Here is a 13885-nt window from a genome sequence, read left to right as displayed (position 1 = left end):
TCTCCTTGGCTCAGGCGCGCCGGTAGACGGGCGGGCGCTTCTCGGCGAAGGCGCGTGCGCCTTCCTTGGCGTCGGCGGTCGCGAAGACCGGCCAGCCGCGCTTCAGTTCGGCGGCGAGCCCATCGGTCTCGGTCATTTCGGCGGTCTCGTACACGGAGGCCTTGACGGCCTCGACGGCGAGCGGGCCGCAGGCATTGATCCCCTCGGCGACGTCGAGGGCCTGTTCCAGTGCGGTGCCGTCGGGGACGACTCTGCCGATCAGCCCGATGCGGGCCGCTTCGTCGGCGCTGTACGGGCGTCCGGTGAGGAGCATTTCGAGGGCGTGGGTGCGGGCGATCTGGCGCGGCAGCCGTACCGTCGAGCCGCCGATGGGGAACAGTCCGCGCTTGACCTCGAAGAGCCCGAAGGTGGCGCTCGCACCGGCGATACGGATATCGGTGCCCTGCAGGATCTCGGTTCCGCCCGCCACGCAGTGGCCCTCGACGGCAGCGATGACCGGTTTGCGGGGGCGATGATGGCGCAGCATCGCCTTCCAGTGCAGATCGGGGTCGGCGGTCATCCGGTCGCGGTACTGCTCGCCATCCATCCCCTTGCCCGCCAGGGCTTTGAGGTCCATGCCGGCGCAGAAGCAGCCGCCCGCGCCGGTGAGGACCACCGAGCGAACGGCGTCGTCCTCGTCCGCCGCCAGCCAGCCGTCGTACAGCCCGACCAGCATCGGCAGCGAGAGTGCGTTCTTCGCCTCCGGCCTGTTCAAGGTGAGCACCAGCGTGGCGCCCTCGCGCTGCACGGTGAGGTGTTCCGTACCACCCATTGCCTGCCTCCCGTCTCAAGACCTAGAACAGGTTGCAGTAGGCGGGGGTCCAGTTCAATAGTTTTCTGACAGTCAGTCAGACTTCTTCGACGGCACCCCTTCCCACTTGTGCCTCCCAGCGCTCTAATGACCGCCGAGCCAGTCAGCATCCGGGGTCAGGAGGAACGGTGGAGTACAACCTTGCCGACCTGTTCGAGTCGGTCGTCGACGCGGTCCCGGAACGCGAGGCGCTCGTCTACCTCGATCACCCCGGTACGGGTGCGGAGCGCCGCCTGACGTACGCGGAGCTGGACGCGGCCGCCAACCGCATCGCCCACCATCTGATCAAGGCGGGCATCACCCCCGGCGAGCATCTGGGGCTGCACCTCTACAACGGAGTCGAGTACCTCCAGACGGTGCTGGCCTGCCTCAAGGCCCGCGTCGTCCCCGTCAATGTCAACTACCGCTATGTGGAAGAGGAGTTGGCCTACCTCTACCGTGATGCGGATCTGGCGGCGCTGGTCTTCGACGCCGAGTTCGACGAACGCGTCTCGGCCGCGGCGCCGAAGGCCCCGACCCTCCGTCACCTGATCCGGGTGGGGGCACCGGTGGCGGGCGTCCGCGGGCCGGACGCCGTGGCGTTCACGGACGCCGAGGCGGCCGGGAGCCCGGAGCGCGGCTTCGCGCCGCGGTCGGCCGACGACCAGTTCATCATCTACACCGGTGGCACGACCGGAATGCCCAAGGGTGTGATGTGGCGCCAGGAGGACCTCTTCTTCTCCGGCCTCGGCGGCGGTGCGCCGACCGGCGAGCCGGTGAAAGCCCCTCAGGAGCTGGCCGAGCGGGTGGCCGCGGGCGGTGACGGGATCACCTTCTTCCCCACACCCCCGCTGATGCACGGCACCTCGACGCTCACCGTGTTCATCGGTTTCAACTTCGGGCAGCGGGTCGTGATCCACCGCAAGTTCGTACCCCAGGAGGTGCTCCGTACGATCGAGAAGGAGAAGGTCACCAGCGTGTCCCTGGTGGGCGATGCGATGCTGCGGCCGTTGATCGACGCGCTGAAGGGCCCACTGAAGGGCACCGACTGTTCGTCGATGTTCTCCGTCTCCAGTTCGGGCGCGATCATGTCGGACTCGGTGCGTGCGGAGTTCCAGACACTGGTGCCGACGGTGATGCTGCTGAACAACTTCGGCTCCTCGGAGTCCGGGTTCAACGGTACGGCGACGGCCGACTCGGGCCCCGAGAAGGGGTTCCGGCTCCAGGTCAACTCCCGTACGGCGGTGGTCGATCCGGCGACGTACGAGCCGGTGGCTCCGGGCGAGCCGGGGCGGATCGCCCAGCGCGGCCATGTGCCGCTCGGGTACTACAACGACCCGCAGAAGACCGCTGAGACGTTCTTCCGCAGGGGCGACGAGCGCTGGGTCCTGCTCGGTGACATGGCGACCGTTGACGCGGACGGCATCGTCACGGTTCTCGGCCGGGGTTCGCAGTGCATCAACACCGGGGGCGAGAAGGTGTATCCCGAGGAGGTCGAGCAGGCGCTGAAGGCTCATCCGGATGTGTACGACGCGCTGGTCGCCGGGGTGCCCGACGAACGGTGGGGAAATCATGTCGCGGCGGTGGTGCAGCTGCGCGAAGGGGCGGCCGAGCCCTCGCTCGACGACGTCCAGGCGCACTGCAGGACCCGCCTGGCCGGCTACAAGATCCCCCGCCGACTGGTGATCACCCCGCGGATCCAGCGCTCGCCGAGCGGCAAGGCCGACTACCGGTGGGCCCGCTCGGTCGTCGCCCCCCGGCGCGACTCCGAGGGCTGAGACCGGGAGCCGAGGACCGAAAGTCACCCGGATGGCACCCGGCCCGGTTCACCCGAGGGACACCTCCACGGGCTCCGGCCCGGATCACCCGAGTGCGCCGTCGCGCGTCAACTCCGCGCACCGGGCGACGGCCCCGGACTGAGCCATTCGGGCACGTCGTGTACCCGACCGCTCACGCTATGTGGCAATAGGGGGAAATCGCCCATAGCGTCGGCTCATGAGGAAACGACACATCATGAGCCTTGTCTCTGTCGCGGTCGTCTCGGCCGCGGGACTCGTCGTCTCGGCCGCGGTATTCGGGACGGCAGTTCCGTCCACCACCGTCGCGAGCCCGCGTGTGGTGCACCCCGGCGGGTCGATCCAGAAGGCGGTGAACGCCGCCAAGCCGGGTGACACGGTCGTCGTCATGCCCGGCACGTACCGCGAGACCGTCCTGATCGACAAGAAGGGCCTGACCCTGCGCGGCCTCGGCGGCCGAACCGTCATCAAGCCCCCGACAGGAAAGACACAGTCCACCGACGCCTGCACGAAGGCCGGCAGCGGAATCTGTGTCCTGGGCAAGAAGGGTCGGACCGTCGACGGCGTGAGCATCGATTCGCTCACCGTCTCCGGATTCAAGAAGAACGGCGTCTGGGCCTCCTGGACGGACGAGCTGACCGTCCGGCACGTGACCTCCGAGCACAATGGTGTCTGGGGCATCGCCCAGGAGCGCTCCACCCGCGGCCGGTTCACGGGCAACACCGCCCGCGCCAACGGCGACGCGGGCCTCTTCGTCGCGAACACCGTGGACGAGGAGGGCGGCGCCACCGACACCCGCGGCACCGAGATCCAGGACAACACGCTGGCGGACAACCGGATCGGTTTCACCGCCAGGCGCGTGAGAAACCTGTCGGTCCACGACAACACCTTCACCGGCAACTGCAGTGGCGCCTTCATCGTGGGCGACGAGGGCAAGCCGCAGGCCGGAGCCATGACGATCCAGTCCAACCAGATCACCGACAACAACAAGTTCTGCGCCAAGACCAAACGCCTGCCCGCCATCCAGGGTTCCGGCATCGTGCTCACCGGCGCCGCGGACACCCAGGTCCGCTCGAACACGATCAGCAACAACGTGGGCGCCACGCCGTTCTCCGGCGGCGTCGTGCTGTTCAAGAGCGTCGTGGGCACGAAGAACACCGGCCACACCATCAGCGCCAATGTCGCGCTCGGCAACAAGCCGGCCGACCTGGCCAATGGCGACACCGGCAAGAACAACACCTTCGTCGCCAACGTCTGCAAGAAGTCCACACCGGCCGGGATGTGCTGACCGGTGCACCCCCGCACGAGGAGAAGCGAAACAGCATGACCACTGTGAGTCCCACCCCCACACCGACCCCCGTACACGCCGCCCTCCCGCACCCCGTCACGCCCCCTCAGCCGGCCATGCAACTGCGTGAGATCGTCTTCGGGGCGGCTCGCGCGGCCGCCGTGCGCGCCGCCGCCCGGCTGGGTGTCGCCGACGCGCTGGGCGAGACGCCCGCGACCGCACAGGAACTCGCGACGCTGGTGAAGACCGAGCCGGTGCCCCTGCGCCGACTGCTGCGCGCGCTGTCCTGCTACGGGATCTTCACCGAGACCCCGGACGGGTACTTCGCCCACACCGAGATGTCCCGCCTGCTGCGCGAGGACGACCCGAACAGCCTGCGCAACATCTCCCTGTGGTGCACCGAGCCCTGGACCTGGGACGTCTGGCCGCGCCTCGACGAGGCGGTGCGCACCGGCAAGAGTGTCTTCGCGGACGTGCACGGCAAGGGGTTCTTCGACTACCTCCACCAGGACGCCCACGAGTCGGCCCAGATCTTCAACCGGGCCATGACCACCTCCAGCATGCAGTCCGCGCTGGATGTCGCCGAACTCCTCGACCTCACCGGGGTGTCCGCGGTCGCCGACATCGGCGGCGGCCAGGGGCACGTGCTGGCCAGCCTGCTGGAGAAGCACCCGTCGCTCCGCGGTACCCTGATGGATCTGCCGGGTGTGGTGGCACGTGCCGACGCCCGGCTGCGGGACGAGGGGCCGCTCGTCGACCGGACCCGTATCGTGGCCGGGGACTGCCGCGAGGCCATCCCCGTCGAGGCCGATCTCTACATCATCAAGAACATCCTGGAGTGGGACGACGACAGCACGCGCAGGACGTTGCGCAATGTCGTCGCAACAGCCCGCCCCGGAGCCAGGGTCGTCGTCATCGAGAACCTCGTCGACGACACCCCGTCGATGCGGTTCACCACCGCGATGGACCTGCTGCTGCTCCTCAATGTCGGCGGTGCGAAGCACACCAGGGAGAGCCTGGTGACCCGGATCTCGGATGCCGGGCTGCTGATCGACAAGGTCGTCCCGGTCAACCCCTACCTCCACGCGTTCGAATGCGTGGTCCCCGACTGATCTCCCTCCCGGCGGACTTCTCCGGGACCAACGGAAAAAAATCGCCCCGGGTCCGGCCAGTCGGCCGGACCCGGGGCGTTTTCCCGTCTCAAGCGGTGGTGCCGCGCTCCCACCGGTAGAACTCGTGGGCCATGGCGTCCTTGGGGCTGCGCCAGGTCTTCGGGTCGTACGCGCTCACATATGCGGTGAGCTTTTCGCTGATGTCCTTGAACGCCGGGTGCTCCGTCACCTTGGCGATCTCGGGACCCGGCGGACGGTCCGATTCGATCAGGTGCAGATAGACGTCGCCGAACTGGAAGAGCTTGCGCCTGGTGATGCCGACGAGGTGCGGCAGTTCGCTGCTGTCGGAGGCGGCGAACAGCTCGGCGATGTCCGGCGCCGAACCCGGCGCCATCCGGGCGACGATCAGAGCGTGGTGCATCGTGGGATGCCTTTCTGGTTCCCGGCCCGGCCGCCCGGCCGTGCGGCCGGGCGGCGAGTCGTAAGCGGACGGCTGGTCAGCCGGCAGAGACCGAGGCGGTACGGCGCTCCCGGGCGCGCTGCTCGATCTTGTCCCGGATGAGCTCCATCTGGACCTTGGAGTTGCGGTTGATGTTGTCGGTCATCCACGCGTCGTCGACGGGTGCGTCGGGCCGCATCGCGAATTCCTGGGACCAGCGCATCTTCGTACCGCCGGGGACCTCCGAGTACTCCCACCGGATGTTCATGTGCTGGAACGGGCCCGGCTCGACACGGCGGGCGCGGACCGTGCGTGCGGCGCGGTCGACGGTCCGCTCGGAGACCCAGCTCCAGACCTTGTCGTTCTCGTCGGGGTGCATGGTCAGGCGGAACGTCGTGCTGTCGCCGTGCCGTTCGATGACTTCGACCGCGGCGTACTCACTGAACAGCCGCGGCCAGTTCTCCAGATCATTCGTCACGTCCCAGACGAGGTCCAGGGGGGCGGCGATGGTGATCTCGTTCTCGGTGTGTCCGGACACTTCAGGCTCCAGTCATGAGGGTGGTGTTGACGAGGTCGAGGAATTCCTGGGGGGTCTTGCAGCGGTCGGCATCGGCCGGCAGCGCCCTGCCGTGCCGGTTCTCCAGCACGCCCACGATGCCGAGAAGGCCGAGCGAGTCGAGGCCGAACTCGTCGAAGGCGGACCCGGGGCGCTTCTCCATGTCCCGTGGGTCGACGGTGAGTCCGGCGCCCTTCTTCATCAGGACGGCGAGTTCCGTGTAGGTCAGTCGATCGGTCATGAGGACTTCTCCTTACTCACACTTGGATGTCGGTGGGGCGCCGGAGCACCATCGCCGCGTTCGAGCCCATGAGCCCGCGGCTGAGCACGAGCGCCGTCCGCAGTTCCGCGGGGCGCGCCTGACCGGTGACCACATCGAGGTCGTGGCACACGTCGAATACGTTCGGGGTGGGCGGTATCAGCGCGTTCTCCATGGAGAGCACGGCGGCGGCCGCATCCAGCACAGGTGCACCGCAGTAGGCACGCCCGATGCCGGTCTTGGGCGCCGTCACCGGTACCTGTCGGCCGTGCGCGCCGAGTGCGTCCGCGATCGCGAGCGCCTCGGCGCGGTCGGCCGCCGGCACGCCGAGGGCGTCCGCGAAGACGACGTCGATCTCGTCCGGCGCGCAGTCGGCCTCCCGCAGGGCGCCTATGATCGCCTGGGCGAGGCCCTCCCGGGACTCCTCCCACCGGGCCGCTCCGGTGAACGTGGCCGCATGCCCGGCGACTTCGGCCCGGACACGGGCCCCGCGCCGACGGGCCGACTGCTCCTCCTCGACCACCAGCATGGCACCGCCCTCGGCCGGCACGAAGCCGCAGGCGTCCGAGGTGAACGGCCGGTAGGCGCGGGCGGGGTCATCACTGGTGCTCAGGTCCTCGTACCCGAGCTGGCAGACGACCGAGTAGGGCGCCAGCGGTGCCTCGGCCGCGCCGACCACCACCGCTTCGGTACCGCGGCGGATCGAACGGGCGGCATGCGCCAGCGCATCCAGACCGCCCGCTTCGTCGCTGGCCACGACCGCGCACGGCCCCTTGAAGCCGCCACGGATCGAGATCTGGCCGGTGCTCGCGGCGTAGAACCAGGCGATGGACTGGTACGGACCCACGTAGGTGGATCCCTGCCCCCACAGCCGTTGGAGTTCCCGCTGGCCGAATTCGCCGCCACCCGACCCGGCAGCGGTCACCACGCCGACGTCGAAGGGAGAATCCTCGTAGTCGGCACGGCCCAGCCGGGCGTCGTCCAGCGCGATGTCCGCGGCGGCCATCGCGAAGTGCGTGAACCGGTCGGTCTGGACGATGAAGCGCTCTTCGATCAGCTCCGCCGCCTCGAAGCCCCGCACCTCGCCCGCGACCCGCAGCGGAAGCTGCTCGCACCCCTCGCGGGTGACCCGGTCGAGGACGCTGATCCCTTCGTGCGTCCTCTTCCAGAAGGCCTCGGTGTTGGTGCCGTTGGGGGCGACGACACCGATTCCGGTGACAACGGTGCGCCGCGCTTTACGGGTTCTCATGGTGTCCTCCCACCTGTTCTCGTCAGGGCCACCGCGGATTGGAAGCCGCCGAACCCGCTGCCGACCGAGAGGACGCTGCGCAGCTTCAGGGGACGTGCGGTGCGCGGCACGTAGTCGAGGTCACACTCCGGGTCCGGGCTCTCGTAGTTCGCCGTCGGCGGCACCGTCTGGTGGACCAGGGCGAGTACGCAGGCGGCAATCTCTATGGCCCCGATCGCCCCCAGCGAGTGGCCGACCATGGACTTGATCGAGCTCATCGGTACGTCGTAGGCGTGCGCGCCCAGTGCCCGCTTCACGGCGGCCGTCTCGTGCCGGTCGTTCTGCTTGGTGCCCGAGCCGTGTGCGTTGACGTAGTCGATCTGCGAGCCGTCTATGCGGGCATGGTCGAGGGCCCGGTTGATCGCCTCGGCCATCTCCAGCCCTTCGGGGGTCAGCCCGGTCATGTGGTAGGCGTTGCCGAAGGTGGCGTAGCCCGCGATCTCGCAGTACACGGTCGCGCCGCGGGCCCGGGCGTGCTCCAGCTCCTCCAGCACGAGCACCGCTCCGCCCTCGCCCATGACGAAGCCGTCGCGGCGGGAGTCGAACGGCCGGGAGGCGTGTTCGGGGTCGTCGTTGTTCGCCGAGGTGGCCTTGATCGCGTCGAAGCACGCCACCGTGATCGGGGTGATCGGTGAGTCGGACGCCCCGGCGATACAGACGTCGACGCGGCCCTCCTCGATGGAGTGGAAGGCGTACCCGATCGCGTCGAGACCGGAGGTGCACCCCGTGGAGACGGTCTGCACCGGGCCGTGCGCGCCGACCTGTTCGGCCACCGCCGATGCGAGGGAGCTGGGTGAGAAGGCCCGCTCCAGATGCTGACCGGCCGACCGGTGGTCGACATCCCAGCGGGCGCCGCTGCCGCTGACGGCGACGTAGTCGTGCTCCAGTCGGGTGGTGCCGCCGACCGCGGTGCCCAGCGACACACCCATCCGCCAGGGGTCCACCTTCTCCGGGTCGAGCCCCGCGTCACCGAGGGCCTCCCTGGCGGCAACCATCGCGAACTGGACGTACCGGTCCGACCTGGCGACCTGGTCCGCGTCCAGTCCGTGCGCCGCCGGGTCGAAGTCGCACTCGGCGGCGATGCGGGAGCGGAAGCCGGCCGGGTCGAAGAGCGTGATGCCGCGGGTGGCGGTGCGTCCGTTCGCGAGGAGATCCCAGAAGGCCGGTGCCCCGATGCCGCCGGGGGCCACGACGCCGACACCGGTGACCCCCACTCGGCGGGTCATGAGGCGGCCTCCGTTCGTTCCGGCGGCGCAACGCCCTCGGCGGACTCCGTGTGCTCGGTGTCGACATGGCCCAGTTCCGGGCGCGGGGCGAGGGGGCCGAGGTGGAAGACCATGCGTGCCTCGACGTCACCCACGTTTCGGAACCGGTGGCGTACGTGGGGAGGGATCAGCAGGCCCTGGTCGGGCCGCATCCGGTGCGGTTCACCGTCCAGATCCACCTCCAGGTGACCGTTCACGACGTACACGAACTCCTCGGAGTACGGGTGGTAGTGCTCGCCGATGCGGTCGCCGGGCTGAACGATTGCCAGCCCCATGAAACCGCTGGTGGCTCCCACCGCCGTCGGCGTGAGCATGGCGCGAAGGTCGCCTCCGCGCCTGCGGTTGGGCTGCGTCTCGCTGAGGTCCACGATGCGTGGCCGGTGCGTGGTCATGACTGCTTTCCTCCTGGCGCATTGCGCGTTGTGATGACGGGTTGAGCGAGAACCCCCCAGGGTGCGGATGCGCGATTCAGGACTCCATGGCCTGCCGATCCGTGATCAGGGTCATCTCGGATTCCGTCAGGAAGTGCGGGATCCCCCGCTCGGTCGTGGGCACGGCATTCGCGCCGCCGTCGAGGAGGCGTCCGAGCCTGGCCACCTTGCCGGGGCCGTCGATGCCGACCACCTGGGCCGGCTGCGCGTCGATCGGTCCGACCGCTTCGAGGAGGCGGACGACGACGTCGTCGCGTTGGAAGATGGTGCTGCTGTCGATGATGCTCGCCGGGTCGTCGGCCGCCTCCTCGTCATGGCCGGCGAGCAGCCGGGCCAGTGCCATGCCGCAGCCCTCCTTGGCCTGGTAGAAGAGTGCGTGCCGGCGGATGTCCTCGGCCCTGTGCCGGCCCGCGGTCACGTGGTGGACGGTCGGGAGCGCCGCTCGGGTGAAGAACATCCGGGCGGAGTCCGGGTCGCTGAGGTCCCGGTCCTGCTCCAGGTACGGGTTGATGGCCTCTTCGACGGCCCTTACCTCGGGCTGCCGGGCGACGTGCCGCAGGGCCGCGAGGAGGTCGCCCTCGACCTCGACCGCCCGTACGACGCGGTTTCCGTGCATGAAGAGCGAAGTGCGGCGCAGTCGGGTGTCTTCATCGACACGAGCGCTCGGGGACTCGTAGTCGGCCAGGATCTTCGCCACGATGTCCTCCGTGCCCGGCTTGACGGTGAAGGTGAGCGCGTGGCGCACCACCCCGTCGCCCAGCCGGGGTGACGCCTGCAGGCGGCCCTTGGCCGCCTCGGGCGCCAGCTCGAACGCCTTGCCGGTCTCCCGCAGGACGCTGAAGCGCAGCGAACGGGTGTCACGTACGCAGCTGTGCAGCGGCTGGACCGTAGCGACGTGCTCCTCACTGTTGACCCAGGCGAGGAACGGCGGTGCGCTCTCCCACTCGCTGGTGATCAGCCACTGGGAGGGGTTCTCGATGGACTGGCACAGCTGGTCGCTGATGTGCCCGGGGACGGATGCCACCTGATTGCGCAGGTGCTCATACGCCTCCAGGAACTGCTTCTGGGCCCCGTCGTAGAGGTCCAGCAGCAGTACGACACGAAGCCTGGAACCGTCGAAGGCGGACTGGGAGATCCGTTCCGAGAGGGTGGCGGTCATCTTTCGATCTCCTTCGAGACGGTGTCGTGGTCAGGCCGGATGGCATGCCGTCAACCGTCGGTTGGCGAGTGGATTCGGAGCGGGGACTCTCCCGGCGGATGTGATCGGTCCGCCCCCGTGACTGCGGGCATCGTCTCCGTGACCGATCGTGAAACGCTGGTCCGGGTGGCGCGAGATTTATGAACCGTTCAGGTGAGCGGCCGTCCGAACCGCTCCGACAAGGGCATTGAACAATGCAACCGAACGGCGTCCGAGCTGGAGCAACTGATGAACGAGAACGTCGATATTCGCGTACCGGTCCTCATCGTGGGCGGCTCCCTGGTGGGACTGTCCGCCTCACTTTTCCTCGGCCGGCTCGGCATCGAGCATCTGCTGGTCGAGAAGCACCGATCCACCTCGACACATCCTCGCGGACGCGGCAACAACGTGCGCACGATGGAGGTCTTCCGGACGGCGGGTGCCGAGCCGGGCATCCGGGAGGCGGCCTCGGTACTCGCCGACAACCACGGCATCCTGCAAGCCGGCTCGCTCACCGGGGACGACCAGGAGTGGCTGTTCAAGGAGATCGACCCGGGTGGCGGACTCGCCCGTTTCAGCCCGGCCGGCTGGTGCCTGTGCAGCCAGAACGATCTGGAACCCGTGCTGGTGAAACTGGCCCGTGAACAAGGCGGCGACCTGCGGTTCTCCACCGAGATGCAGAGCTTCGACCAGGACGGGTCGGGGGTGGACGCGGCACTCAAGAACCGGGAGACCGGAGAGCACATCAGTGTGCGCGCGGACTACCTCATCGCGGCCGACGGGCCGCGCAGCCCCATCCGTGAGCAGCTGCGCATCGCGCGTACCGGGCCCGGTGATCTCTTCCACAACGTGAGCATCACCTTCCGCTCCCGACAGCTTGCCGATGTAGTGGGTGACCGGCGCTTCATCGTGTGCTATCTGACCAACCCGGCAGCGGACGGGGCCCTGTTGCCGGTGGACAACAAGAAGGAGTGGGTGTTCCACGCGCCGTGGCAGCCCCAACTGGGCGAGACCCTGGAGGACTTCACCGACGAGCGGTGTGCCGAGCACATCCGTACGGCGGTCGGCGCTGCGGACATCGACATCGAGATCACCGGCAAGGCCCCGTGGCACGCCGCGGAGCGGGTCGCGGAGCGGTACGCGTCCGGCAGGGTCTTCCTCGCCGGGGACTCGGCCCATGAGATGTCCCCGACCGGGGCGTTCGGCTCCAACACCGGCATTCAGGACGCGCACAACCTGGCCTGGAAGCTCGCCACTGTACTCAGGGGCGAGGCGGGCCCGGGTCTGCTGGACACATACGAGGCGGAGCGACTGCCGGTGGCGCAGGCGACGAGCGCGCGGGCCTCGGCGCGCTCCAGCGAGCACAGCCACCCGGGATACGCGGCGGCACCGGGCGCGGGCGGCGGGAAGCAGGGCGGCATGCTCACCGTGGCACTGGGCTACCGCTATGTCCGCGGCGCCGTGCTGGGTACCGATCCGCAGCAGCCCGTGGTGCCGCAGGGAATGCAGTTGAACGGTCAACCCGGCAGCCGCGCACCGCATCTGTGGGTCCGTCAGACCGGTGATCGCAAGTCCACTCTGGATCTGTACGAGCGCACCCTCGTGCTGCTCACCGACGGTGAGGACGTGACGTGGCGGCGGGCGGCGGCGCGGGTCGCCGCCCGCCTTTCGGTACGGCTCCAGGCGTACGGCATCGGCCCGGGCGCCGATCTGGAGCCGGAGAACGGGGCCGACTGGGCCGAGATCCACGGCACGACGCCCGAAGGCGCCGTGCTGGTGCGCCCCGACGGCTTCGTGGCCTGGCGGTCGACGGGTTCCGTGGCCGACGCCGAGGCCACCCTCCACGAGGTCCTGACCTCCCTGCTGCACCGGACCTGACCCTGCCGGTGAGCGCCCGGGGAATGCGTCAGACCAGACCGAACGACCGCAGCTCCGCGAGGAATTCGTCCGGTCTCTCGGTGTGGACGAGGTGTCCGGCCTCGATGGTGACGAAGCGGCCACGGGGTATCCGTCCCGCCATCCAGACCAGCCTGTCCTGGGCGATCTGGCTGGCGGGGCCGCCGCCGATGACGAGGGTCGGGGCGGTGATCTCGCCGAGGCGTTCCCGCCCGGCCGGGTCCGGTTCGTTCAGCTGAGCATTGGTCGACGGCACCACGGGCCAGTCGAAGTCCAGCTCCTCGTCGGGCCGTTCGACGGGGCCTCGCGGCGGGTCGAGCGGGAACGGCGGCGGGGCCTCCTCCAGGACGAGCCGGCCGATCAGCCCGGGTTCCTGCTCCGCGAGCAGATAGGCGGCAGCGGCGCCCATGGAGTGTCCGACCACGGTGGCGCCCGCCAGGTTGCGGGCCTCCAGGAAGGCGTGCAGATCGTCCCGGAACAACTCGAAGGAGTAGCGGCCGGGCCAGTCGCTGAGGCCGTGCCCGCGGAAGTCGAATGCGTACACCCGGTGTTCGTCGGCCAGGCGTTCGGCGATCTCGGTCCAGGTCCTGCTGTCACCGCCGCGACCGTGGACGAGCACGACGGGCGGCGCCGACGGATCCCCCCATACCCGGTAGGCGAGCCGTGTGCCACCGGCCTGCACGCTGAGCACTTCCGGATCGAGGAAGGCGTTTACCGTACGGACGAAGGCACCCGGATCGTCCAGCCAGGGGAAGTGCGCGGCGCCACGCTGCACGACGAACTCGGCGTTCGGGAAGAGCGCCACCAGTTCGGCGGCGCGGTCGGGCGTCGGCCCTCCGTCGCACTCCCCCGCGAGGACGAGCACGGGTGCGGTCACGTGCTCCAGCGCGGCGGCGGTAGCGGCCGGATCGAAGACACCGTCCTGGTAATAGGTCTGTGCGGCCTCGGAGTTGGTCTGTCCCGGTGCGGCGGCGGCATGGGCCCTGGCCGTGTCGTCCCATCGTCCGTAGCCGAACGGCTCTATGACGGAGCGGACTTCACTCATCTCGCGCCCCGACCAGACCTTCTCCAGCGCGGCCCGTCCAGCCGCGTACCACGGTTCGTCCTGGCGCAGTTCACTGGCATCGCGCCAGTCCTGGTCGGTGACGTCGATGCCGACGGCCCGGGTACCCGGCGTGATGAGCGTGAGCGTACGCAGCCGCTTCGGGTGCCGGGCGGCATAGAGTTCGGCCAGGTTGGCGGACGCGGAGTGGGCAAGCAGGTCGATGTGTTCGTGGCCGAGGTGTTCGCGTAGGGCCTCGACGTCGTCGACCAGGCGGTCGCAGCGGTACGTCGACGGGTCGTCCGGCACCGCGGAGTCCCCGGTACCGCGCAGATCGAGCACCACGAGCTGCCGGTGGGCCGAGAGTCCGCCGAGGTCACCCAGGTACGCGCCGGCACGCATCGGTCCACCGGGCAGACAGATGAGCGGTGCGCCCGATCCCAGGAGGCGGTAGGCGAGTTCGGTCCCGTCGTATGCGTGGAAGATCGGCATGTACGCCATCCAAAC

Annotated in this window: 13 protein-coding genes; 4 read left to right on the top strand and 9 right to left on the bottom strand. The window is 69.2% G+C overall.

Features of this window, described 5'->3' with window-relative positions; translation table 11 throughout:
- Positions 1-10: 10 nt before the first annotated feature.
- Positions 11-811 (bottom strand): crotonase/enoyl-CoA hydratase family protein, encoded by an 801-nt coding sequence (locus OG953_RS39690; protein ID WP_405690640.1) that lies wholly within the window; start codon positions 809-811, stop codon positions 11-13.
- Positions 812-978: 167 nt separating this feature from the next.
- On the opposite strand from OG953_RS39690, the gene OG953_RS39685 reads away from it, so the two are divergent.
- The 3 genes from OG953_RS39685 (at position 979) to OG953_RS39675 (ending at position 5025) form a co-directional block, all read left to right on the top strand.
- Positions 979-2607: an acyl-CoA synthetase gene (locus tag OG953_RS39685; protein WP_405690638.1), complete on the top strand. Its 1629-nt coding sequence runs from the start codon at positions 979-981 to the stop codon at positions 2605-2607.
- A 217-nt stretch (positions 2608-2824) separates the two neighbouring features.
- Positions 2825-3913: a nitrous oxide reductase family maturation protein NosD gene (locus tag OG953_RS39680; protein WP_405690636.1), complete on the top strand. Its 1089-nt coding sequence runs from the start codon at positions 2825-2827 to the stop codon at positions 3911-3913.
- Between the two features lie 35 nt (positions 3914-3948).
- The gene (locus OG953_RS39675) at positions 3949-5025 is read left to right on the top strand and encodes a methyltransferase (RefSeq protein ID WP_405690634.1); all 1077 of its coding nucleotides are present in this window, start codon (positions 3949-3951) and stop codon (positions 5023-5025) included.
- Between the two features lie 88 nt (positions 5026-5113).
- Here the strand turns inward: OG953_RS39675 and OG953_RS39670 are convergent, their stop codons facing one another.
- From OG953_RS39670 to OG953_RS39640, 7 genes are all read right to left on the bottom strand, one after another.
- Complete coding sequence (locus OG953_RS39670) at positions 5114-5446, bottom strand: TcmI family type II polyketide cyclase (protein ID WP_405690632.1); 333 nt, start codon at positions 5444-5446, stop codon at positions 5114-5116.
- Between the two features lie 76 nt (positions 5447-5522).
- Entirely contained in the window at positions 5523-6002 is a 480-nt protein-coding gene (locus OG953_RS39665; protein ID WP_405690630.1) for an SRPBCC family protein, read from the bottom strand.
- A gap of 1 nt (position 6003) precedes the next feature.
- Positions 6004-6261 carry an acyl carrier protein gene (locus OG953_RS39660; protein ID WP_093897914.1) on the bottom strand — a complete coding sequence of 86 codons (258 nt, stop codon included), beginning with the start codon at positions 6259-6261 and terminating at the stop codon, positions 6004-6006.
- Positions 6262-6277: 16 nt separating this feature from the next.
- Positions 6278-7528: a ketosynthase chain-length factor gene (locus OG953_RS39655; RefSeq protein ID WP_405690628.1), complete on the bottom strand. Its 1251-nt coding sequence runs from the start codon at positions 7526-7528 to the stop codon at positions 6278-6280.
- On the bottom strand, positions 7525-8793 hold the full coding sequence (locus OG953_RS39650; RefSeq protein WP_405690627.1) for a beta-ketoacyl-[acyl-carrier-protein] synthase family protein: 1269 nt from the start codon (positions 8791-8793) through the stop codon (positions 7525-7527). The genes OG953_RS39655 and OG953_RS39650 overlap by 4 nt, the downstream gene beginning before the upstream one ends.
- Complete coding sequence (locus tag OG953_RS39645; RefSeq protein WP_405690624.1) at positions 8790-9224, bottom strand: cupin domain-containing protein; 435 nt, start codon at positions 9222-9224, stop codon at positions 8790-8792. Before OG953_RS39645 ends, OG953_RS39650 begins: the two co-directional genes overlap by 4 nt.
- A 76-nt stretch (positions 9225-9300) precedes the next feature.
- Positions 9301-10422 carry a SchA/CurD-like domain-containing protein gene (locus tag OG953_RS39640; protein ID WP_405690621.1) on the bottom strand — a complete coding sequence of 374 codons (1122 nt, stop codon included), beginning with the start codon at positions 10420-10422 and terminating at the stop codon, positions 9301-9303.
- A gap of 267 nt (positions 10423-10689) precedes the next feature.
- On the opposite strand from OG953_RS39640, the gene OG953_RS39635 reads away from it, so the two are divergent.
- Complete coding sequence (locus tag OG953_RS39635; protein ID WP_405690618.1) at positions 10690-12318, top strand: FAD-dependent oxidoreductase; 1629 nt, start codon at positions 10690-10692, stop codon at positions 12316-12318.
- A 28-nt stretch (positions 12319-12346) separates the two neighbouring features.
- Here the strand turns inward: OG953_RS39635 and OG953_RS39630 are convergent, their stop codons facing one another.
- A complete protein-coding gene (locus OG953_RS39630; RefSeq protein WP_405692336.1) occupies positions 12347-13870 on the bottom strand; it encodes an alpha/beta fold hydrolase in 1524 nt (507 codons plus the stop codon).
- Positions 13871-13885 lie beyond the last annotated feature (15 nt).

The sequence above is a fragment of the Streptomyces sp. NBC_00057 genome (assembly GCF_045041165.1).
GTDB lineage: Bacteria > Actinomycetota > Actinomycetes > Streptomycetales > Streptomycetaceae > Streptomyces.
The sequence above is the reverse complement of the archived record's forward strand: the minus strand, read 5'-3'. Positions and strand labels throughout refer to the sequence as shown.